The sequence below is a fragment of the Tepidimonas fonticaldi genome, from assembly GCF_001675355.1.
GTDB lineage: Bacteria > Pseudomonadota > Gammaproteobacteria > Burkholderiales > Burkholderiaceae_C > Tepidimonas > Tepidimonas fonticaldi.
Window position 1 is genome coordinate 1 of sequence record NZ_LZDH01000065.1, and the last position, 21,154, is coordinate 21,154.

Sequence of the window (21,154 nt, forward strand, 5' to 3'; positions counted from 1 at the left end):
CTGGATTTCGGGGGGATTACCAGTCCTTGTCAGGCAAGGATGTGGCCTCCGGTTCCTACCACGGGCCGCAGAGAAAAACCGAGAACAGAGAGGCGCCGTCGGGGCGGGAACGGCGCTCGGACGGCGTGCGCGTCCACAAGGCGCCGCCCAGAAACCGCGCCAATACTGGCGTTGCGGGCATGAAAAAAGGCCAACCGTTCAGGTTGGCCTTGGGGTATTGGTGGCGGGCGGTTGACCGTGTGCGGACTGGCCTCCCGAGCTTATGAGCACTGGTGCGGGTTGCTGCAGCCTGCCCGGCATTCACTCTGCAAACGCCTGCAAGCGCGCGGGGTCGAGCAGCGCCTCGGCCAGCAGAGCGTGAATCTCGTGGTGCGGTTCGGCTGCCGACAGGCTTCGGCGGTAGTCCATGATGCGATGCTGGAGCGCTTGCACGTCGCCGCGGTATCGGCGCTGCGCTTCGCGATGTAGGCGCCAGTACTCGGCTTTGAATTCCCGGGTCCAGCGTTGACCAAGATTGAGCAGGCTGTCCAGGTTCTGAACCTTGACGGTGTCGGCTGGCGTTGCGCTCTCGACGCGAACGCTCGGCGTGGCTTCGTCGTAGCGCAGCCGGATAGCCCCGTTGGCATGGCGCAGATAGGGGTGGAACCAATCGGAGAACGCGCCGCCAGTGTGGACGGCCTTCTGGCCCTTCTGCGGCGCCACGTTGCATTCGCCGCAGATCGGCAGCAGGTTGTCGGCGCACACGGCCAGCAACGGGAACGCCGTCTTGGCCAGCCAGTGGTCCACAGCGGGCTGCACCAGCGGCCCGCCGCAGAGCACGCAGACCTCGCGGGCATCGGGGTGGGGGTCGGGGCGATGCGCGGCGCGAAACTCGCGCACGAATTGGTCGTAGCTCACGCGTAGCGTGACATCAGTTGTGGGGGCGCCGTTGGCAGCGTAAGGCAGGCCGTCGCGCAAGCCGTCCTCGTAGAACGCCACCATCAGTGTCTTGAAGGCTTTCCAGTGCTCGTCCTGGCTGCGCCATTGATTCGGCGGAGCGACCGGCAGAGCGGCGGGTGGTGTCGGGCCGAAATGCTGCGCCAGAGCACTAACCGCCTGAATCCATTGCTGGAGCCCGCTCTTTTCAGCCGGCGACAGGTTGGCGATGCACTCCGCTCTTTCCAAGAGCGTCCTTCTGTTGTGTTTGCGAGCCAGCAAGCCCCACAACCAATCGCCTTCGATGGCGCTGCCCATGCTTGACCGAAGGTTCGCTTGGGTGATGGAAACGCCGGAGACTTGGGGGGCACACAGCCACAGTGCGAAGCGCCGCATCAGCTGCTGGCAGGCGGCCAGGGCCGGTGAGCAGGCCACACGGTGGATGGGCTTAAGCATTACCGTCCTCCGAGCCGCCCTTTGCATCCGCAGCCTTGAGGATCAGTGCGCGCAGTTCATCCTTGAGCGCGTCCGACTGCAGCGTGGGGATCACCTGCTCGATGGCGCGCAGGTCGGGCGCTTGCTGCCAGCGGTTGAGCAGGGTTTGCAACTCGGTGCGATAGAAGCCTGTGCCCAGACGACGGATCAGCGCCTGCAGTTGCCGCACGTCATCCGGCGTTGGCTCCGTCTTTTGGGCCGCGACGCGCAAGAAGGCCTCGATGCGCTGCTGGGCCCGCGCCCCGATGCTGTCGTTGGCGCCGAACACCGTCATCATCAGCGCGCTGGGGTCGCTGGCGAAGGTGTGATCCGGCACGCCCTCGGCGGTGGATTGGCCGTTCACCTTGCGAATGAGCACCACCTCCTCGTCGAACACGTCGGAGAGCACGATGGCCGAGTGGGTGGCGATCAGCACCTGGCTGGCATCGGCCCCCATGGCCGCGTCCACCACCTGCACGATCTCGCGCTTCCAGGCGTCGTTGAAGTGGGTTTCGGGCTCGTCCAGCAACAGCAGTGCGTCGTCCTGCCCCGCCAGCAGGTGAAACAGCGCCCAGCGCGCCAGCACCAGCCGCTCGCCGTCGGAAAACTCGCTCAGGCGCAGCACGCCCGGGTCGCTGAGGTCGGTCAGGCTTTCCGCGTCGGGTTGGTCGTTGCGGCGGATGAAGAGCTCGATGTCCTCCAGCACGCCGTGCCGCCACCAGCCCAGCAGGGCGCCAAAGCGCTCGAACGCGGTGTCCCCCTTCTCACCCAGCAGGGCGTGCAAGGCTTGGCCCTGGGTGGTCAGCCCTTCGAAGCGCTGGGCGTCGCGCAACTCGGCGTTCGCAGGCAGCGCCCCGTCGAGGTCGAAGAACAGGCTGCGCAGCGCCTTGCCCGGATGGGGCTCGGCCAGGCACTCGCCGGCCAGCCGGATGGCGTCGTGCACTCGCGCGACCAGGGCACGCGGCGCGGCCAGGGCGCGGTCCAGATTCACCCGCAGGCGCACGCCGACGAGGCGGTGCCAGCCGGCCTTGCGGAACAGCTCCGCCAGCGCGTCATCGGCCTGACCTTGGCGGCGCGCTTCGGCCTCCTGCAAGGCCACCGCCAGCAGCGCGGCGGTCAGCATCACCGGCTCCAGCAGCAGCGGGCGGCGGAACAGGTCGGCCGGTGCGGTATCCCCCTCGGCCGGGGCCGCGGTGCGGGCGGTCCCGTCGCCGAAGGCGCCGCCGTCGATCCCGACGCGGGCCTCGTCCTCCTCGGTCCAGCCGGGCGGGCGCTCCTGGCTCGCGTCGTAGTCAGTGGCCTGAGTCGCCACGTCGAGCGACTCGCCGTCGGTGGGCGGCTGCCACACCTCGCGCCACGGGGCCATCAGGCCCGAGGTGTAGGCCAGCAGCGCGCGCGGCAGGGCGTCGGGCACGTTCTGCGGATAGTCGCCCCGCGCGATGCGCGGCTTGAACGCTGCCAGTGTGCCCTCCGGTTCGCGCTCGACGGTGCGCAAGTAGTCGATGGCCTGGGCAAAGACCTCGCGGTCGGCCGTGTCGGGGAAGGCCCAGGCATCGGCCTGCCACAGCGTGGTGGCGTGGGCCTCGCCCGAGCAGTCGAAGATCAACGTGCGGTGCCCCGGCTCGCCAGGACGGCCCAGCTCGTAGATCAGGCTCACCGGGCTGCGCGGCACTCGCTCGTCGGCCAGGGCCAGGAAGCTCTCGGCTAGGGCGCGCAGCAGGTGGCTCTTGCCGCTGCCGTTCAAGCCGATGACGAAATGGATGGCGAGCCGCGCCGCCCCGCCCTGTGGCTCGAACGCGGCCCAGGGTGCGCGCGGGCTGAAGACCACCGCCAGATCGGCCAGCGGCGGGTAGTGCGACAGGTGCAGGTAGCGCAGCCGCATTCAACGCGCCTCCGGCGCCCGGCGGCGCTCCAGCTCGCGCGCGAGCCGCTCGGCATCGGCCAGCGCCGTATCTTCTTCAGGGCGGCTGCCGTCGTCGGCCTCGCGCAGGGGGCGGAAGGCGGTCAGGTACTCGGTGCGGCCGGTGTTGGGGTTGGGGCGCGGCAGGCTCATCTTGCGGATCAGGCCCATGGCGGCCAGTTGCTCGAGGGCGCGCCGCACTTCCTCGCGCCCGGCCGCAAAGCCTTCCAGACGCCAGGCGGTTTGCGGGCTGGTGCAAAACTCCTCGAACGCGGCCGGGTCGTCGGCCAGCACCGCCCCGCGCCACTCGAAGCGCAGCGTGTTCCACACTTCGTGCTGGAAGCTGGAAAGCTGCTCGATCAAGGCCTGCCGGCGCGGGCGGGCCAGGTCGGTGCGGCGCTCGGTGGGAGCGTGTTCGGTGATGTGCACCATCACCTGGGGCGCCGGCGCCCCAAGCCGCGCGTCGCGCTCGCGGGCGGCCTCGGCCAGGGCCTGCGCGTGCTGCTCGCGCCAGGCGGCGGTGAGACGGCCGGAGAGGGCTTCGGTGATCAGGGCGGATTGCAAGCGCTTTGCTTGTTCGATCGCGCTGCGAAAAGGCTGCGGCGCGACGTGCCTCAGGGACTCCACAATACGCCGCTGCTCAGGGAGCGAAGGCAGCGGCAGCTTGACGCGCTTGAAGAAGTCAGGGGGCACACGCTGCAACCCTCCTGTTCCGACAAAGGCCGCCTTGGCCTGTTCGCGGAAATGCCGTTGCCGAACGAAATGAAGCAGGTATTCCGCCAGTATCAGACGAGTGTCGGGCCTAAGCACGTGGAACTCGGTGGAGCCAAAACCGACACCCCCGATCAGGTCCGATGCAATTGCGGCCTTGCCGTTCTCCATGCAGGGGGTGACTTTGGCAAACAGCACATCCCCCTCCGCAAAGGGCGTGTAGCCCTTTTGCACCTCGGCGTAGTTGCGCACTTCCGGCGCTGTTATAGCCGCAAGGCGCTCGTCGACGGCGGCCATAGGGACAAACGTCACCGGGGCATCTGCGGCAGGGCGCACATCGGGATGCAGTTTCGGATTGAGCGTACAGACAGCGAGAAGGGGGACGATGGGCCAGTCAAGATCGGTGGTTTCGCCCTCAATGCCGAGGATTTTGTTGCGGAGGAGGGAGGCCTCCCGCACTTCGGTGATGTTGGCGTCATGCCAAGCTTCCGGGATGCGGCCACTGAGTGATGCGCCCGCGGCCATCTCGCGCAACAGGTCAGCTTTTTCAGCAGCCTCGTGGAACGGCTTTAGGTCGGCCGCCTGCAGCACCTCGACGATGCGCTGCTGTTCGGGAAGGGGCGGAAGCGGCAGCTTGAACTTGAGCAGTGTCGGCCCGTCGATAGCCGCCTGGCTGACCCAGCGCTTTGCACGATTGCGGGCATAGCCTGCCGACCAAAGATAGTGCAGAAAGGTCGCCAAAAACTCCGGCAGCACCAGCTCACGTATGACCCGGATTCGGGTCATGTGGTTGGAATAGACGAAGACGCCATCGTGCTGATCGAAAACGGCGGTTTTGCCTACCCACTCTTCGCTGTTGGTGTTGTTGAACACGACATCGCCAGGTAGCAAGCGATAGCGCTCCAGGTCGCCATCGGCCACCATCACGTGCTTGATACCTTCGAGGGTGATACGCCCGTCTGGCGACACGTTATGCGTGCGAATCTGTGGCGTAGTGCCTTCGTCCTCCTCGCCTGGGCGCTGGGCGAAGCCCGGCTGCGCAGACTCGATGACGTCAGAAAGAAAAACCTCCCGCCAGCCCTGCGGCCACTTCATGCCCGCCCCTCCACCATGGCCTGCAGGCGGTCCAGTCCGTCGAGGATGCCGCGCTCGAGCTGGCGCAGCTCGTCGATCAGCGCGGTGACCGAGACCTCGCTGTCCATGGCCGCGAAGTCGAAGGGCTTGTACTGGCCGGCCGAGAGGTTCCAGTCGCGCGCTTCGATGCAGTCGGGATCGAGCAGCGCGGCGTTGAGCGTGTCGCCGTCGTAGAGGCTGGGCAGCTTCTCGGCCACGTATTCGGGCCGCACCCGGCCGGTGGCGTCGTGCGAGCCAAGGAGCGTGCCGTCGGCCGAGCGCCATTCGGGGTCGGGCGCCCAGGCGCGCAGCGGCACGGCCCAGCATTTGCGCGCGCCGGCCGGGCGGGCCTGGTCGATGGCGGGGCTGCGCAGCCACAGGTCATAGCCGTCCACCTTGGCCACTTCACGGGCCAGGGGCCGCAGCGCATCGACGAGATCGGCCACGGGCTCGCCTTGCGGCTCATCGGGCACCTGCTCACGCGCGGCGGCAGTAAGCTGCTTCCAGAGCGCCAGCGCCGGGCCTTCGTCTTCAAAGCAGCACTGCAGTTCGCGCGCGGCGCGGTTCCATTCGGTGGTGGCGGTTCTCGGGTCGGCGTGGGCGAAGTGGCGGCTGGCCAGCTCCGCCAGGCGGGGGGCGACACGTTCGCGCACGCGGGCCTCGGCCTCTTGAGGGTCGATGGTCTCCTCCCCCTCGCGCAGCAGCTCGGGGAAGAGCTCATGGATGGCCCAGGTCTTGCCGTCGAAAGCAGGGGCGGCCTCGGGGTCGTCGGCAAAGGCAAAGCCGGCCGGGGTGAGCTGACCGCTGGCATCGCGCAGGCTGGCCTGGCGCCAGCGTTCGCGCCAGTAGCGCGGCTGGTGGTAGGCGGGTTCGCCCTCGGTGGCGGCGCGGCCTTCCTGCAGCCAGCGGCGGAACTGGACGAGGGCGTCCCACAGGTCGTTGTCCTGCCCGGGGCGGGGGGTGCGCTTGGCGTCGAGGCTGTAGCCGTCGGCAGCCACCTCGTAGAACCACACCTGGTCGGTGCGGGGGGCGTTCTTCTCGAAGCTGGTCTTGGCTGCGCGTGGAGTTTCCTTGCGGAAGACGAGGATGGAGGTCTTGACGCCGGTGTAGGGCTGGAACACGCCGCCCGGCAGCGAAATGACGGCCTCCACGCAGTGCTCGGTGAGCAGTTCGCGGCGCAGCTTGATGTGGGCATCGGTGTTGCCGAACAGCACGCCCTCGGGAACGATGACGGCGCAGCGCCCGCCCACCTGCAACAGGTCCAGCATCAGCCAGACGAAGAGCAGCTCGCTCTTGTTGGTGAGCACCTCGTCCTTTTTCTTGCCCTTGGTGCCTGCGCGGGGGAAGAGCAGGCTGTCGCGCTCCAGGTCGGCGGTGTCCACGGTGCCGGTGAAGGGCGGGTTGGCCAGCACGTAGCGGTAGCTTTCGCTGGCCAGCAGCGGCGCCAGTTCGGGCTTGCCTTCGCGCTTGGAGAGCGAATCGCCCTGCATCAGCCGGGGGTTGTGGATGTGGTGCAGCACCAGGTTCATCCAGCCGATGCGGGCCATGGTGCGGTCGTTGTCGATGCCGACGAAGCAGGCGCCGTCTTCGATGAGCGCGCGCTCCTGCTCGGTGGCCTGCACCAGGTCGAGCCGGTGCGGGGCGCCGTCCCATTCGAGGCGCAGGTTCTCGGGCGTGGAGCCCTGACGGCGCAGGTATTGCTGGGCGCTGAACAGGAAGCCGCCGGTGCCAGCGGCCGGGTCGATGAGCCGCTCGCCCGGCTGGGGGGCCAGCAGTTCGACCATGAAACGGATCAGGTGCCGGGGGGTGCGGAACTGGCCGTTCTTGCCGGCGGTGGCCACTTCGGAGAGCAGGTACTCGAAGGTGTCGCCCATCAGGTCCTGCGCGGCGCTGCCGTCGCCTGCCTGGGCAAAGAGCTTGTCGATGAGGTCGATGGCGTCGTGCAGCACCTGCCCCTTGTTGGGGTCGAGCTGGAAGTAGGCATCGGCCATGCGGCCGTTGAGGCCGGCCAGTTCGGTGCCTTCCTCGTGGTCGGACAGGCGCCGGTCCAGCGTGCGCAGCCAGGGAAAGACGACTTCGATCAGGTGCTTGGTGTCGGTGCTTTGCTGGCGGATGTAGCTCCAGCGGCAAGTGTTGCCGTCGAAGCGCGCGGCGTCTTCCGGCAAGCGGCGTTCGTAGACCGACGGCTTGCCGGTGGCCACGCGGTCCCCGTCCAGGTCTTCCAGCCGTTTGAGAAAAAGCAAATAGGTGATCTGTTCTACGGCCACCAAGGGATTGGTGAGGCCGGCGGACCAGAATCGATCCCAGAGCTTGTCGACGTTCTTGCGCAAATGGGGGGCGAGCATGGGGTGTCCTCGTGGGTATTCAGGCGGCGCGCTCGTCGAGCTTTTCGGTCAAGGCGAGCAGCTCGTCGATGTCTTGCGGCGCGAACAGCGCATCGACCTTGCCGACATGGGCCAGGGGTGGTTGTGACAGCGCCGCGCGGGTGATGCGGCCATGGCGCAGCACCGCGGCCTTGACGGCGCGCAAAAAGGCAAGCTGGTTGGCGCGCAGGCGCGGATGGGCGGCGATGAAGGCATCAAAGGCTTGCTGCACGCGCGCCTCACGGTCGGGCAGGCGCGCGTCTTGCCGCAGGATGTGGCGCAGCAGCTCCAGCAGCGAGGCCTGGGGGGCGTCGAAGGCTTGCCGCAGGGTATCGGCGGTGACGAACAGATCGGCCTGGTTGAGCGTGGCCGACACGGCATCGAGTTCGGCATCGCTGACCGGCTCACCGCGCTTGAGCTTGGCCAGCACCGGGTGATCGTCGGCCAGGCGGCGCACCCAGGCCTCGACCTGCTCACGGTAACTCTCGGCAAAAGCGCCTTCGCCGGTGGGGCCGTAGATGATCCAGTGGCGCTGGGCGATGCGGTCGGGCAGGTTGATTTCGATGGGCTGGCCGCCTTCGCGCACCCGAAAGCGCATCAGCGGCGCGAAGCGCTCTTGCAGATCGTCCAGCCGGGTAAGGTCCAGGTGCTGCCAGAACCCAGGCGAGAGGGCAAAGGCCAAGGCGTCGCGCTGGGCCCGCACTTCCGGGATGGCCTCCGGCAGACGGCGCAAGGCGTCTTGGATGCGGTCTTTGAGGCGTCCGCTTTGTTCGGCATCGCCCTGCAGCAGCGCCATGGCGGCGCGTTCACACCACAGGCGCCACTGCAGCTCATCCAGGCTCTGGCCGGGCACCAGGCGCAACAAGGGCGCCAGGGTGTGCGACAGGCGTTCGATATGGGGCGCATCGGGGGCTGGCCAGGACTGGGCGAGTTGGTCCAGCACTTCCACATGTGGCCGCACGTCGATGCTTTGGCGCGGCAAGGCGGCCAGCATGGCCTGCAGGCGGCGCACCGTGGTATCCGTCGGCCGCGCCTGCGCCACTTCGAGCTGCCAGCGGGTGAGCCGGTCGCGGAACAGGCGTACCGGCAAGGGCTCGCTGGGCCGATCGATCTCGCCCTCGGGATTGAGTTGGAAGTAGGCGAAGTTCTTCCAGTGGTCGATGATCAGAAAGTCGCGCTTGCTCTCGCCGGTTCGCGGGTCGGAATACAGCCGCGTGCCGCGGCCGATCATTTGCCAAAACTTGACCCTCGAGAACACGGGCTTGGCGAACACCAGGTTCTGGATGGCCGGCACATCGACGCCGGTGTCGAGCATGTCCACCGATATGGCCACGCGAGGCATGGCCTTGAACTTGAAGTCGTCGAGCAAGGCGTCGGCGCGCTCCATGTGGCTGTCGATGATCTCGGCCAGACCCTGCCGTTGCAGCTCGGGGTACAGGCGATTGAAGCTCTCGTAGAGCCGCTTGGCGTGCGCATGGCTGACCGCGAAGACGATGGTCTTGTGCGGTAGGCCTTGGGCGTCCTTGCGGCAGCGCGTCATGAACTCGCGCACGATCGCATCGTTGGTGCCTTGGTTGACGACGGACTTTTCGAGGTCGGTGCCTTCGAAATCCAGCTCCTCGAGATCGACGCCCTGATCACGGGCCATCTGCTGCAGCGGCTCGGGCAGGCTGTCGCCCTGGATGCCTTGGATCTGGAACTGGGTCTGGGCATCGAGCACGCGGTAGTTGACGAGGTTGCCATCCGCCACTGCCTGCTCATAGCTGTACAGGTAGGTGGGCACGCTATCGTCGCAGCTGAAGAGCTGGAAGGTGTTGTGGTCGATGTAGTCGGTCGGCGTCGCCGTTAGGCCCAGCACCAAGGCGTCGAAGTGATCGAGCAACGCCTTGTAGCGCTGATAAATGGAGCGGTGGCTTTCGTCGGCAATGATCAAGTCGTAATGCCCGACCGACAGCCGCTCGTACACCTGCATCATGCTGGGGTAGGTGGCGAAATGGATGCGAGCAGACGGGGCCTCGCCGCTCTCGATCCGGGCCAGACTCTCGTTCGGCAGATGGTTCTTGAACTCGGTCATGGCCTGGCGCACCAGCTCGCGCCGGTCGGCCAGAAACAGCACGCGCTGCACCCGTTTCGCGCGCAGCAGCAAGTCGACCAGGGCGATCGTGGTGCGCGTCTTGCCGGTACCGGTGGCCATGACCAGCAGGAAGCGGCGCCTGGCGGCCTGTATGCCTTCCGCCACGCGGCGAATCGCCTCGGCCTGGTAGTCGCGCCCGGCAATGCGCACATCGATGGTCACCGCATCGAGTGGCTGCGCATAACGCCGTTGGTGAAGCAGCCTTTCGAGGTCTTCGGGTGAGTGAAAGCCAGCTACTTTGCGCGGCGGGTAGCGCTCGCGATCCCAAAATTGGATATCGCGGCCGTTGGTCAGGTAAATGAACGGGTCGGTGCCCGTGTTGGTTCGAATGGCGTCTGCATACTCAGCGGCTTGGCGTTTTCCTGCCAACTCATCGCGCGCGCTGCGCTTGGCCTCGACCACTGCGATGGGCTTGCCAGAGGCATCCAGCAGCACGTAGTCGGCGAATCCGACGCCCTCATAGTCAGGCGTCGGTTCAGAGATGCGAAGCAGAACTTCTTCGAGAAGGTTTCGGCGACGACCGGCCCAGCCCGCGCGAGCCAGGTCGGCATCGATGCGTTGTTGTCTGGTTTGCGCTTCTGTCGCCGTCATGCGTCGCCCCCCCCGCCCCCTTCCGAGGATGCCCCTTCATCCGCCCCCCCGGCGCGTACCCACTCATCCACCTCGGACAGCTTGAACTTCCACAGCCGCCCGATCTTGTGCGCGGGCAAGCCCTTGCGCTCGCGCCAGCGATAGACGGTGTCTTTCACCACGCCCAAATGCCGGGCGACATCGATGGCAGTGACCCAGGGTTCGGCGTTCATGGCATTGGCGCTCACAGAGGCATCAAAGTCGTTTTAAGTCGTCATCAGTCTACCAGACGGCCGCATTGGCAGCCACATTGAAATGGCTGTGATCGACGGTGTGGCGATTGGGGTGTTGGTTGGCACCGTTACCCCATTTTTGATGGTTATTACCCCTATGGCTTGGCTTCTTGATCGTTCAGCGCGTGAATGGTGGCGTCATCCATCGACCCGGAGCCTGCCGTGAGCACCCAGCCCACCGCCCTTGATACTTACCTGCAACGCCTACCGATGATCCTCGACAAGATCGAGGCCCTGCGGCAATTGGCCGACAACCATTTCGTCCACGATCCGGATGCCATCAACTGGGGACGCGTCGGTGACCTTGGCCGTGTCGATCAAGGGCTTGATGACCTGCTGGCGATCTTCGACGGCCAGGCCAAGTGAGGGCGGCAGCGATGGACACCCTGCCCAAACTCTCCCCGGCCCAAGCCCTGCTGCTGCGCACTGCCGCCCGTCGTCCTGATGGGCGAGTGATCCCGCCCGACACGCTGCGCGGCGGCGCGCGAGCCAAGGTGCTGACTGCGCTACTGCAGCGTGGCTGGATTGAGCCTGCCGACGACGGCCACATGCTGACGGATGCGGGCTATGCGGCCATCGGCCAGCTGCGACCCGTGCCGCTGGATTATGTCCAGCCGGTGGACGCCACCGACGACATCCAACTTCTGGAGGGCATCCCGATCCGCCCCGGCACCAAACTCGCCGCGCTGGTGGTGGCACTGCGCCGCCCACAGGGCGCGACCAGCCTGCAATTGATGCTGGCCACGGGCTGGAAACCGCACTCAGTCCGTGGAGCAATTTCCGGGATGCTGCGTAAGAAGCTCGGCCTGAACGTGGTGCTGGCGCATAACGAGTCCGGCGAACGGGTCTATCGGTTGGTCTGATCTGCTGCCAAGGGTATCCAGTTTTTGGAGGCCCTTGCGCCATCTGTCACGGTGGCCGATTTTGCGATTTCCGGCTGTAGAACGCCTGCAAACTCGCACCAGCATTGAGTTTTCTTCCCTGGCCGTATTAGTGTGATCAGGGTGCAAACCTGCGAACCCGGTACGCACCCAGGTTCGCACTTTCCTCATTCCCAACAATCCCGCTCACGCCAGCGCTGACGCGGCATTCAGCCCGTCGACCCGCATCGCCAAGTGCGAACCGCAAACCCTGCAAACCTTGTTTTCTGGTCGGACGGTGGCGAAGTGCTGCGCTCGCGCCCCCCGTATTGGAATATCGCCAGGAAGGACCCCTTTCGCCTGGCGCAGCCGATGGGGTCACGAAACGTGAGGGCGCCCCTGTTCGAGTCGGCTGCAACGATGGTGAATGATCGTCACCATCATCACGACCGTCACCGAAGCCGTGTGACGATGGTGATGGTGGTGACGGTGCCGTTCCTCTGTTCCCGCCACCGCAAAGCGACGGCACCGATCCGGTGGGCCGCGTCAAGGCGGCCATCGTCCGACTGGCCGACGACGTCGGTGCCATCTTCGAGCCGTCCGTCATCGCGGCGCTGACGACCCTGCGCGCGCAAGACCTGGCTGCTTACCAGCGGCTGCGCCAGAAGGCCAAACAGGCCAACCCGGCGTGCTCGGTGACGGAGTTGGACCGCGCCACGCGCGGCACGACGTCGACGCCAGCAGACGAGCGCTCGACGCTCGATGACCTGGTGGCGCTGGCCCGCGCCCAATGCCACCTGCACCACGACGCCGACCGGCAAGCGGTGGCGGTGATCCGCCTGCCAGGCCGCCGCGAAGTGTGGCGCGTGCAGTCCTCGGGCTTCGAAGACTGGCTGCGCGCGGCCTACTGGCGCGCATACGAGACCGGCGTGGCCGACAGCACGATGAAGGCCGCACTGGCCACCCTGGCGGCCGCGGGCATCAATGACGGCGACGAGGTCGCGGTGCACGTGCGCGCTGCGCGCTGGCAGGACGGCTATGTGATCGACCTGTGCGATGAGCACTGGCAGGCCGTGGTCGTGACGCCCTCGGGCTGGCAGGTGGTGGCCGAGTCGCCGGTGCTGTTCACCCGCACCCCCTCGATGCGTCCTCTGCCGATGCCCGCCATCGACGGCGACGTCGGGCTGCTCTGGCAGCACACCAACGTCCCGGCGGGCCGCCGCGTGATGGTGCTGACCTGGCTGATCGACGGATTCCGCCCAGACACGCCGTTCCCGGTGCTGGAACTGGTGGGCGAACAGGGCTCGGCCAAGTCCACCACGCAATCGGTGCTGCGCAGCCTCATCGACCCGAACAAAGTGGCCTTGCGCGGCCGGCCCAAGACGGTGGAGGACATCTTCGTCGCTGCCGCCAACAACTGGGTGGTGAGCTACGAGAACCTCTCCAGCCTGACGCCCGAGCAGCAAGATGCCCTGTGCACTTTGAGCACCGGTGGCGGCTTTGCCTCGCGCCAGTTCTACACGAACGGCGAGGAGCACGTGCTGGAGTGCAAGCGGCCAGTGATGATGAACGGCATCGCCGTGGTGGCCACCCGGCCCGATCTGATCGACCGGGTGATCCACATCGATCTGCCGCGGATTCCCGCCGAGGCGCGGCGCGACGACGCCGACACCCACGCCGGCTGGGAGCGGGATCAGCCGCGCGTGTTCGGCGGCCTGCTCGACCTCTTCGCCGCCGCGCTGGCCGTGCTGCCCTCGGTGCACCTGACCCACAAGCAGCGCATGGCCGATTTCGAGCGGCTGGGCGAGGCCGTGGCCCGCGTGCTGGGCTTCGCACCGGGCGAGTTCCAGGGGCAGTACGCCGAGCTTGTGCGTGCCGGCATCGACCGGGCGCTGGAGAGCAATGCGGTTGCGCAGGCCCTGGACAAGTACATCGCCGAGCGGCTGACGCCGCTGAGCTGGCAAGGCACTGCCGGCCAGCTCTACGACCTGCTGAATGGCTACGGCATCCCCGACCGCAGCACATGGCCGCGCTCGCCCAAGGGGCTGGCCGACCAGTTGCGCCGCATCGCGCCGGCCTATCGCGCCAAGGGTATCGAGATCAGCCACCTTGGCCACAGCCGCGACGGCGCGCTGTGGCGCATCGCGCCGATCCGTCCGCATTCAACCGCCACGCCGCCCGGCGTCGAGGGTGGCATGCACTCCGGAGATCACTGATGAAGCTCAATCCCTTCCACAAAAAGTCCAACGCCTACTACGAGAAGGTCAAGGCCGAGCATGAACAGCTGGGCCGGCAACTGGCCGCCGTCCAGAAGGACTTGGCCGAAGCCGAGGCCGAGCACGCCCGCGAGCGCGAGAAGCAGACCAAGCTGCGCGAAGCGGCGGGGTCGATGTCGATGAGCACGCCGCCGGCGGCCAAGGCCCATTGGCCCATCCTGTGTGCGGCCCATCAACGCGTGGAGGAACTCAAATCCCAGGCGTCCAGCCTCGAACGTCAGATGCGGCCTTTGCAGCGCGTGCTCAATGCCCCGCAAGCCTTCACCCAGGCCCAAAAGGACTTGGCTGAACTGCTCGCGCGGCGTCAAGCGTGCACTGCCGAGATCGAGACGACACAGGCCCAGATCGCCAAGCTCGACCAGCGCATTGCCGCGCTCGAGGCACGCATCGCCGCTGAAACCAAAGCCGCCTCCCAGACGCTGCTGACGGGCGAGGGCGAGTTCGTCGTCCCCGACGCGCTGACCCGACTCGAAGTGGAATTGCGCATCGCCCGGTCTTCCCTGGCCGATCTGCACAGCCGGCGCGAGACGGCCAAGGCCAAGCTGGCCGAACTGCCCGCCCTCATTCACCAGGCCGAGCGCGCCTTCATCCACTGCCGGGCCGATCTGGCCGAAGTCGAACTTTACGAGCAATTGATGCCGGTGATGAACGCGCTAGCCCGTGCCTCGGCGGCCCGACGGCAATGCAACTACCACCACATCGAAGACCGCTTTCAGATCGAGATTCCGATGGACCTGGTGCAGGCGGCGCAAGCGGCCTTGGCCGCCGAGATGCCCGCCGCGTGATCGTCACAGTCCCAGCTCACACGCGAAACGGGTCCTTCCTGGCCCAAGCGCCATGCGGGGGGCGCGAGCGCGGCGCTTGGCCAGCGACAGGCCCCGAAATGAGGTTACCGGTTACCACCCGGCGCCGTCCCGGGTTACCACCCCAGGAGAAGCCATGACCCCTACGACATCAAACAACACCCTCGCCAGCCAGCCCCTGGCTCACTACGACCCGCAGGTTGCGCAGCGCGTGCACGGCTGGCTGGCCAGCGGGCAGCCGCTGGCCTGGATTCCGATCCTCAGCCAAGACAACTTCCCCGACACACCACACGAGACGCTGCAGTCGGCCCGCCGCCACCAGGCCGCGATGCGCTGGCCGATCCATCAGCCCGAAGACCTGCTGGATCTGCCCGAGGGTGTCACCGGCTGGTTGCTGCCCGCCGATGCTGAAGACACCGATGTGGCCTGCGGCGTCTGGGGCGGCGAGGTCTACATCCTGGGCGTCACCGACCGGCGCACCGGGCGGGCGCAGACCCTGCTGGGCGAGCGCGGCGACGCCGCCACAGACCGCTGCGATAACGAGGGTCAGAGCCCGGTTTGACTTGGCTTCTTGCCGCCACAGCGCCTTCATGCACCTGTCTCCGCCACCGGACGCTGCACGATGACCGACACCACCCATCACCCCAAGGTAGCCGCGCAACTGGCGGCCTTGCCCTCGCTGCCCATGGCCGAACTGTGGGCGCTGTGGGATGCGCACTTTCCCCGACGGCCGGCGCACCCCAATCGCCGTTACCTGGAGTCGCGTTTGGCCTATCGCATCCAGGAGCAGGCCTACGGGGCGCTGCCTGCGCCCCTGCGCAAGAGGCTGGTCGAGGCCGGCGCTCAGCACTCCAAGATCAAGACGCCCATAGGCCGCAGCGCGCAGCCGTGGCTGATGCCCGGCACGACGCTGGTGCGCGAGTGGGACGAGCGCGAATACCGCGTGACGGTCACGCCCGAGGGGCTCTACGCCTTGGATGGGCAGATCTTCAAGAGTCTGAGCGCGGTGGCACGGCACATCACCGGTACGCACTGGAGCGGGCCGAGGTTCTTCGGGCTGCGCGAGCGCAAGGAGCGCCCGCAATGAGCCGATCCGCGCTTCTACCCGGCGTGCCGCCCAAGCGTTGCGCGGTGTACTGCCGCGTCTCCAGCGACGAGCGGTTGGATCAGTCGTTCAACTCGATCGACGCACAGCGCGAGGCCGGCCACGCCTTCATCACGAGCCAGAGCCACGAGGGCTGGATCGCCGTGGCCGATGACTACGACGACCCGGGCTACTCCGGTGGCAACACCGAGCGCCCGGCCTTGAAGCGTCTGATGGCCGACATTCAGCGCGGGGCCATCGACATCGTCGTGGTCTACAAGATCGACCGCCTGACACGCAGCCTGTCGGACTTCTCCAAGATGGTCGAGGTGTTCGAGCGACACGGGGTGTCGTTCGTCTCGGTCACGCAGCAGTTCAACACCACCACCTCGATGGGGCGGCTCACGCTCAACATCCTGCTGTCCTTCGCCCAGTTCGAGCGCGAGGTCACCGGCGAGCGCATCCGCGACAAGATCGCCGCCAGCAAGGCCAAGGGCCTGTGGATGGGCGGGCCCGTGCCGCTGGGCTACGACGTGCGCGAGCGGCGCTTGGTGGTCAATGAGCCCCAAGCCGCCCTGGTGCGCCGCCTCTTCGACGATTTCGTCAGCCTGCGCTCGGCCACGTTGATGGTGAAGGCCTACGCCGCCGAGGGGCTGCGGACCAAAGGCGGCAAGCCTTTCACCAAGCAGACGATCTACAAGATGCTGCATAACCGGATGTATCTCGGCGAGATCGTGCACAAGGGGCAGCGCTTTCCCGGCCAGCATCAACCCATCATCACCCAGGCACAGTGGGATGCGGTACACGCGCTGATTGCTACCGATGGCATCGAGCGGCGGCGGGATACCAACAATCGTCAGCGGGAACCGGTGTTGTTGCGCGGCCTACTGTTCACGCCCGATGGCCAGCGGCTGGTGCCCAGCCACACGGTCAAGAAGGGCAAGACCTATCGCTACTACACACCGCTCCAACACCGGCGCTTCGGTGCCTGGGCCAGTCCACATCGCCCGTTGCCGGCTGGACCGATCGAAGAACTGGTCACGCAGCAGATCGTGGCGGCGCTGTCCGCACCGCACACGGTGCAGGCGGTGTGGGATCGGGTCCGGGCCATCGGTCCCGATCTGTCAGAGCCCGAGGTCGTGCTGCCGATGCGCAACCTCGCCAATCTGTGGCAGCAATTGTTCCCCGCCGAGCAGTGTAGGCTGGCGCAGATCCTCATCGAGCGGGTGATCGTGGCCGATGAGGGGCTGGAGATCGTCTGGCGCGACCAGGGCTGGCGGGAGTTGGCCGTCGAGCTGATGCCCGGCACCATCGGTGCGGAGCTGCAAGAACTGGAGGCCGCCGCATGAAGGCCCGCGTTCAGACCACCGGCACTCCGATGCTCCGCCAGTGCCGCGACGATGGACAAGTCAGGCTGAGCACCTTCATCCCGTGGAAGATCAAAAAGCGCGGCGCGCGCACGGTCGTGCTGTGGCCCGATGGGGCGGCCGAGGTGCCGGGCACGACGGCCCGCACGCTGGATCAGCCCTTGCTGGTGGCGCTGGCGCGGGCCTTCTACTGGCAGCACCTGCTCGACGAGGGCGTGGTGGCCAGCGGCAGCGAGATCGCCCGGCGCGAAGGCCTGCATCACTCCACGGTCAACGAACTGCTGCGCCTGACGCTGCTGGAGCCCGCCCTCATCCAGGCCATCCTGGCGGGCAAGCAGCCGCGCTGCATGAGCCTGCTGTGGTTCCAGCGCAATCCGCTGCCGACCGACTGGGCGGCGCAGCGGGAGGTGGTGGCCGGGTTTGATGCGTGAGGGTATGACTCAACGAACCCAGCGACGGGCATCCTTCAAGAGCAGTAGCAACTGCTGCTCTCGCAACGGCGAGGCGATGAACCCGAACCGGGTGTAGAAACGCGCCGCATCTTCGTCGATGGGGTGGGTCAGCATGGCCCGCACACCGGCCTGCTCGGCGATCACCAGCGTGCGGCGGATCGCATCCTGAAGCATCCCGACGCCGATCCCGAGGCCCTGGTGCTCGCGTGACACGGCAAGCCGGGCCAAGATCACCACCGGCACCGGGTACTGTCCCATGCCCTTGCGGATGCGCTCCGGTGCTTCCAGCGTGTCGACCTGGCCCACCGTCAGGCTGAAATAGCCCGCGACGCGGTCCACATCGTCGGCCACGACGAAGGTCTTGGCCGAGCCGCTGCCCTGCGCCTGGCGGGCGTGGCGCAACAGCCAGTCGTTCAGCGCAGACTTACCGCAGTCGAAGCCTTCCAGCCGATGCTGTGCGGCCAAAGGCGCCGGTGCCTGCAGCATCACTTGGCGTTCCAGGGCGCTTTGCGGGCGAACAGGTCGGCCAAGCCGTCGTTGGCCTGCTCGGGACGCTCGAGCAACTCCATCAATGCCTGGTATTGGCTGCCCGAAACCATGAACAGACGCTGGTCCAGCAGGGTCTGCTCGGCCGCAAGGCAGGCGCTGTCGAGGATGAAGTCGGTCAGCGACTTGTGGGCCACCTCGGCGGCACGGCGCAGCACGGCCTCCTGTTCGGGCGTCGCGCGCAGCCCCAGGCGGGCGGTACGGGCAGCAGACGAGGATGCGATGGCGGTCATGGCAGCGCCTTTCTTGTTCGATCAACTGGCGCAATGTTAGTACACGAGACGCACGCAGTCCAGTTCTCCGAGACAACCGGGTACCGTGGTTGACGATCAACCGCCGCGCGTAAGCCATTGATTTAGAAGAATCAGGCGCTGCGGCTACCCGCAGGCCGAACGGAGAACAGAGACGGCTTGGACCAAGAAAATGGCCGATGTCGGGCGTTCGGGCCGAACTTCACCCGCAGCACGGATGGCCGGAACCCCGCGTGGCGCGGGGATTTCGGGCAAGAAAAAGGGCCCGGAGACTTTCCGGGCCCTGGTGATTGGTGGAGCTGGGGGGACTCGAACCCCCGTCCGCAAGCCTTCTTCGCGCAGTTCTACATGTGTAGCCGTCTGGACTGGATCTCGCCCGAGGCGCCGCGCAGCGGCACGCTGCGTCCCGGACCAGCAACCTTGGATCTCATCGTGCGGCAAGTTGCCCGCCGCCCGACCAGCCGATGAAGGTTCCCTTGCTGCCGGAGGACCTTGCGGCCCCCGCGGCCCGGCCTATCGGCCGACCGGTGCAAGGCTCGCCGGATTAAGCGGCGAGGGCGAAACGTTCGTCGTTCGCAGTTACTTTTTTGCTGCGGTTTAACGAGGTGACAGCACCTCGACATGCCCTGCTGCGGGTCCGAACCCACGTCGAAACCAATGCAGCCCCGTGCCTTCTTAGTTTACGCCAGATCCAGAAAGTTCAAGAGCGCCTGCGGCGACTCGATGATGGCGTCGGCCGCCCAGGCCTCGACATCGGCGGCCACGCCCAGATAACCGTAGCGCGCCGCCACGGTGGGCATGCCGGCCGCGCGGCCGGCGACGATGTCGCGCTCGTCGTCACCGACGTAGAGGCAGGCCTGGGGCGGCAGTTGCAGGCGCCGGGCAGCCTCCAGCAACGGGGCGGGATGCGGCTTGGGGTGGGGCGTGGTGTCCCCGCCGATGACGGTGGCGGCCGTGGCGAACAGCGGTATCGCGGCGGTCAACGGCAAGGCAAAGCGCTCCACCTTGTTGGTGACTACCCCCCACGCGACCTGCGCGCGATCCAGCGCCGCGATCAGCTCGGCCACGCCGTCAAACGGCCGCGTGCGGCGCGTCAGCACCTGACCGTAGGTGTCCAGATACTCCGTCCGATACGCCTCGAACTCAGGGTGTTCCGGGGTCAAACCGAAGGCGGCCTCGATCATGCCGCGGGCACCGCTGCTGGCGCGGGGGCGGTAGTAGGCCTCGTCCAGCGGCGGCAAACCCCGACGCTGGCGCATCAGGTCGGCCGCGTGGCCCAAATCCGGAGCACTGTCCACCAGCGTGCCATCCAAGTCGAACAGCACCGCGCGGATACCACGCCAGCGGGTCATGCCGCCCCCCTGCGCGTGGCGAACAGATAGTTGACGCTGGTGTCGTCGCTGAGCCAATAGCGGCGCGTCAGCGGGTTGTATTCCAGCCCGCGGGTGGCCTGCAGATCCAGGCCGGCGTGCCGGCAGTGGGCCGCCAGCTCGCTGGGGCGGATGAATTTGCCGTACTCGTGCGTACCGCGCGGCAACAGGCGCAGCACATATTCCGCGCCAACGATGGCAAACAAAAACGATTTGGGGTTGCGGTTGAGGGTCGAGAAGAACACCCACCCCCCGGGCTTGACGAGCGTGGCGCAGGCCGCGACCACCGACGCCGGGTCGGGCACATGCTCCAGCATTTCCATGCAGGTCACGACATCGTAGTGGCCGGCCTGCTCGGCGGCCAACTGCTCGGCGCTGATGCGCCGGTAGGTGACCCCTTGAACCCCCTGCTCCAGCGCGTGCAACTGGGCCACCTTGAGGGGCTTGTCGGCCAAATCGATGCCGAGCACCTGGGCACCTTGTCGGGCCATGGCCTCGGCCAAAATGCCGCCCCCGCAGCCCACGTCGAGCACGGCACGGCCACCCAGCGGGCCGGCCAAGCCCTCGATCCACCCCAATCGCAGGGGGTTGATCTGGTGCAGGGGGCGAAATTCGCTTTCGGGATCCCACCACCGGTGGGCCAGCTCGGAAAACTTGGCCAATTCGGCCGCATCGGCATTCAGCGGAGCATCCATGGGTGGATTATCACCCGCCGGAACAGGCCGCCACCGCCCCGAAAAGCGAAAGCCCCGCGGATGCGGGGCTTCGCGTCGGCCACTGGCGCGGCCGCATAGACACGGCGCCCGGACGCTGGTGCACCGGGCGCCCGTCGATGCCGATCAGCGGGTGCCGACGACTTCGATTTCCACGCGGCGGTTCTTGGCGCGGCCTTCGCGGGTGCGGTTGTCCGCCACCGGCTGGGTTTCGCCCTTGCCTTCGGTGTAGATGCGGTTGGCGTCGATGCCCTTGCTCACCAGGTACGCCTTGACGGCCTCGGCGCGGCGCACCGACAGCTTCTGGTTGTAACCGTCGGGACCGGTGGAGTCGGTGTGGCCGACCGCGATCACGACTTCCAGCTTGATGCCCTTGACCTTCTCGGCCAGATCGTCCAGGCGAGCCTTGCCTTCGGGCTTGAGGACGGCCTTGTCGAAGTCGAAGAAGGCATCGGCGGCGTATGTCACCTTGGCGGGCGCCGGCGCAGCAGCGGGGGCCGGAGCCGGAGCAGGCGCCGGGGCCGGGGCAGCCGCCGGAGCGGGGGCCGGCGCCGGGGCCGGGGCAGGGGCCGGGGCCGGCACGATGGCGCCGTCGCAGCCCTGGGCGGCGGTGGCGGGCGTCCAGTTGGCGTTGCGCCAGCACAGCTCGTTGGTGCCGTTCTTCCACACCAAGTCACCGGTGCCGTTGCGCCAGTTGTCGATGGTCTGAGCGCCGGCGGCAGAGGCCATGGCGGCCGTCGCAAACAGCGCTGCGATCTTGGTCAACTTGTTCATTGGGTTCCTCTTGGTCTTGGGGACGAGACGGGAGATTGTGAGCGAGCCAACAACCCAGGCAAAACCTGTCGGCTGTGAATCCATTGTGCCATAAGCGATACCTATGCCAAGCACCGGCCGGCCACAGCGCGGCAACAACGCGACAATGCCCCCCGCCCCAGTGTCGCCCACGAACAACAGACACA

19 protein-coding genes and 1 other RNA gene are annotated in these 21,154 nt (G+C 67.0%); 8 read left to right on the forward strand and 12 right to left on the reverse strand.

Going from position 1 to position 21,154, the window contains the following annotated elements:
* Window positions 1-300: 300 nt before the first annotated feature.
* The 6 genes from A9O67_RS10255 to A9O67_RS10280 form a co-directional block, all read right to left on the reverse strand.
* Window positions 301-1,371 carry a hypothetical protein gene (locus A9O67_RS10255; protein WP_068610016.1) on the reverse strand — a complete coding sequence of 357 codons (1,071 nt, stop codon included), beginning with the start codon at window positions 1,369-1,371 and terminating at the stop codon, window positions 301-303.
* A complete protein-coding gene (locus A9O67_RS10260; protein WP_068610018.1) occupies window positions 1,364-3,271 on the reverse strand; it encodes an AAA family ATPase in 1,908 nt (635 codons plus the stop codon). The genes A9O67_RS10255 and A9O67_RS10260 overlap by 8 nt, the downstream gene beginning before the upstream one ends.
* Complete coding sequence (locus A9O67_RS13615; protein ID WP_082955517.1) at window positions 3,272-5,095, reverse strand: restriction endonuclease subunit S; 1,824 nt, start codon at window positions 5,093-5,095, stop codon at window positions 3,272-3,274. It lies immediately after the preceding gene.
* Entirely contained in the window at window positions 5,092-7,458 is a 2,367-nt protein-coding gene (locus A9O67_RS10270) for a type I restriction-modification system subunit M (RefSeq protein ID WP_068610022.1), read from the reverse strand. Before A9O67_RS10270 ends, A9O67_RS13615 begins: the two co-directional genes overlap by 4 nt.
* Before the next feature lie 19 nt (window positions 7,459-7,477).
* Window positions 7,478-10,045 carry a type I restriction endonuclease subunit R gene (locus A9O67_RS10275; RefSeq protein WP_231960324.1) on the reverse strand — a complete coding sequence of 856 codons (2,568 nt, stop codon included), beginning with the start codon at window positions 10,043-10,045 and terminating at the stop codon, window positions 7,478-7,480.
* A gap of 152 nt (window positions 10,046-10,197) precedes the next feature.
* Window positions 10,198-10,413 (reverse strand): helix-turn-helix domain-containing protein, encoded by a 216-nt coding sequence (locus A9O67_RS10280; RefSeq protein WP_068610026.1) that lies wholly within the window; start codon window positions 10,411-10,413, stop codon window positions 10,198-10,200.
* A gap of 222 nt (window positions 10,414-10,635) precedes the next feature.
* On the opposite strand from A9O67_RS10280, the gene A9O67_RS13480 reads away from it, so the two are divergent.
* From A9O67_RS13480 to A9O67_RS10315, 8 genes are all read left to right on the forward strand, one after another.
* On the forward strand, window positions 10,636-10,839 hold the full coding sequence (locus tag A9O67_RS13480) for a hypothetical protein (RefSeq protein ID WP_156682302.1): 204 nt from the start codon (window positions 10,636-10,638) through the stop codon (window positions 10,837-10,839).
* Between the two features lie 11 nt (window positions 10,840-10,850).
* Window positions 10,851-11,336, forward strand: coding sequence for a DUF3489 domain-containing protein (locus A9O67_RS10285; protein WP_082955518.1), 486 nt, complete (start codon window positions 10,851-10,853; stop codon window positions 11,334-11,336).
* 533 nt (window positions 11,337-11,869) lie between these two features.
* Window positions 11,870-13,549, forward strand: a complete 1,680-nt coding sequence (locus A9O67_RS10290; protein WP_156682303.1) for a hypothetical protein — start codon at window positions 11,870-11,872, stop codon at window positions 13,547-13,549.
* On the forward strand, window positions 13,549-14,394 hold the full coding sequence (locus A9O67_RS10295; protein WP_068610030.1) for a hypothetical protein: 846 nt from the start codon (window positions 13,549-13,551) through the stop codon (window positions 14,392-14,394). The genes A9O67_RS10290 and A9O67_RS10295 overlap by 1 nt, the downstream gene beginning before the upstream one ends.
* 154 nt (window positions 14,395-14,548) lie before the next feature.
* Window positions 14,549-14,974 carry a hypothetical protein gene (locus tag A9O67_RS10300; protein ID WP_068610032.1) on the forward strand — a complete coding sequence of 142 codons (426 nt, stop codon included), beginning with the start codon at window positions 14,549-14,551 and terminating at the stop codon, window positions 14,972-14,974.
* A gap of 60 nt (window positions 14,975-15,034) precedes the next feature.
* Window positions 15,035-15,499: a DUF2924 domain-containing protein gene (locus tag A9O67_RS10305; protein WP_068610033.1), complete on the forward strand. Its 465-nt coding sequence runs from the start codon at window positions 15,035-15,037 to the stop codon at window positions 15,497-15,499.
* Window positions 15,496-16,845: a recombinase family protein gene (locus A9O67_RS10310; RefSeq protein ID WP_068610035.1), complete on the forward strand. Its 1,350-nt coding sequence runs from the start codon at window positions 15,496-15,498 to the stop codon at window positions 16,843-16,845. The genes A9O67_RS10305 and A9O67_RS10310 overlap by 4 nt, the downstream gene beginning before the upstream one ends.
* Before the next feature lie 29 nt (window positions 16,846-16,874).
* Window positions 16,875-17,294, forward strand: a complete 420-nt coding sequence (locus A9O67_RS10315) for a hypothetical protein (RefSeq protein ID WP_068610617.1) — start codon at window positions 16,875-16,877, stop codon at window positions 17,292-17,294.
* A gap of 9 nt (window positions 17,295-17,303) precedes the next feature.
* Here A9O67_RS10315 and A9O67_RS10320 read toward each other — a convergent pair whose 3' ends face one another.
* The 6 genes from A9O67_RS10320 to ompA form a co-directional block, all read right to left on the reverse strand.
* The gene (locus A9O67_RS10320; protein WP_156682304.1) at window positions 17,304-17,801 is read right to left on the reverse strand and encodes a GNAT family N-acetyltransferase; all 498 of its coding nucleotides are present in this window, start codon (window positions 17,799-17,801) and stop codon (window positions 17,304-17,306) included.
* Window positions 17,801-18,094: a type II toxin-antitoxin system TacA family antitoxin gene (locus A9O67_RS10325; protein WP_068610039.1), complete on the reverse strand. Its 294-nt coding sequence runs from the start codon at window positions 18,092-18,094 to the stop codon at window positions 17,801-17,803. Before A9O67_RS10325 ends, A9O67_RS10320 begins: the two co-directional genes overlap by 1 nt.
* A 309-nt stretch (window positions 18,095-18,403) precedes the next feature.
* Window positions 18,404-18,779: a transfer-messenger RNA gene (gene ssrA / locus A9O67_RS10330) on the reverse strand.
* A 13-nt stretch (window positions 18,780-18,792) separates the two neighbouring features.
* On the reverse strand, window positions 18,793-19,464 hold the full coding sequence (locus tag A9O67_RS10335; protein WP_068610041.1) for an HAD-IA family hydrolase: 672 nt from the start codon (window positions 19,462-19,464) through the stop codon (window positions 18,793-18,795).
* Window positions 19,461-20,177: a bifunctional 2-polyprenyl-6-hydroxyphenol methylase/3-demethylubiquinol 3-O-methyltransferase UbiG gene (ubiG, locus tag A9O67_RS10340; protein ID WP_068610042.1), complete on the reverse strand. Its 717-nt coding sequence runs from the start codon at window positions 20,175-20,177 to the stop codon at window positions 19,461-19,463. Before ubiG ends, A9O67_RS10335 begins: the two co-directional genes overlap by 4 nt.
* 144 nt (window positions 20,178-20,321) lie before the next feature.
* Entirely contained in the window at window positions 20,322-20,969 is a 648-nt protein-coding gene (ompA, locus tag A9O67_RS10345) for an outer membrane protein OmpA (RefSeq protein ID WP_068610044.1), read from the reverse strand.
* Window positions 20,970-21,154: the final 185 nt, after the last annotated feature.

Coding starts and splice junctions, on each gene's coding strand:
- A9O67_RS10255 (WP_068610016.1), bottom strand. CDS start 1,371: ATGCTTAAGCCCATCCACCGTGTGGCCTGCTCACCGGCCCTGGCCGCC.
- A9O67_RS10260 (WP_068610018.1), bottom strand. CDS start 3,271: ATGCGGCTGCGCTACCTGCACCTGTCGCACTACCCGCCGCTGGCCGAT.
- A9O67_RS13615 (WP_082955517.1), bottom strand. CDS start 5,095: ATGAAGTGGCCGCAGGGCTGGCGGGAGGTTTTTCTTTCTGACGTCATC.
- A9O67_RS10270 (WP_068610022.1), bottom strand. CDS start 7,458: ATGCTCGCCCCCCATTTGCGCAAGAACGTCGACAAGCTCTGGGATCGA.
- A9O67_RS10280 (WP_068610026.1), bottom strand. CDS start 10,413: ATGAACGCCGAACCCTGGGTCACTGCCATCGATGTCGCCCGGCATTTG.
- A9O67_RS10285 (WP_082955518.1), top strand. CDS start 10,851: ATGGACACCCTGCCCAAACTCTCCCCGGCCCAAGCCCTGCTGCTGCGC.
- A9O67_RS10295 (WP_068610030.1), top strand. CDS start 13,549: ATGAAGCTCAATCCCTTCCACAAAAAGTCCAACGCCTACTACGAGAAG.
- A9O67_RS10300 (WP_068610032.1), top strand. CDS start 14,549: ATGACCCCTACGACATCAAACAACACCCTCGCCAGCCAGCCCCTGGCT.
- A9O67_RS10305 (WP_068610033.1), top strand. CDS start 15,035: ATGACCGACACCACCCATCACCCCAAGGTAGCCGCGCAACTGGCGGCC.
- A9O67_RS10310 (WP_068610035.1), top strand. CDS start 15,496: ATGAGCCGATCCGCGCTTCTACCCGGCGTGCCGCCCAAGCGTTGCGCG.
- A9O67_RS10315 (WP_068610617.1), top strand. CDS start 16,875: ATGCTCCGCCAGTGCCGCGACGATGGACAAGTCAGGCTGAGCACCTTC.
- A9O67_RS10320 (WP_156682304.1), bottom strand. CDS start 17,801: ATGCTGCAGGCACCGGCGCCTTTGGCCGCACAGCATCGGCTGGAAGGC.
- A9O67_RS10325 (WP_068610039.1), bottom strand. CDS start 18,094: ATGACCGCCATCGCATCCTCGTCTGCTGCCCGTACCGCCCGCCTGGGG.
- A9O67_RS10335 (WP_068610041.1), bottom strand. CDS start 19,464: ATGACCCGCTGGCGTGGTATCCGCGCGGTGCTGTTCGACTTGGATGGC.
- ubiG (WP_068610042.1), bottom strand. CDS start 20,177: ATGGATGCTCCGCTGAATGCCGATGCGGCCGAATTGGCCAAGTTTTCC.
- ompA (WP_068610044.1), bottom strand. CDS start 20,969: ATGAACAAGTTGACCAAGATCGCAGCGCTGTTTGCGACGGCCGCCATG.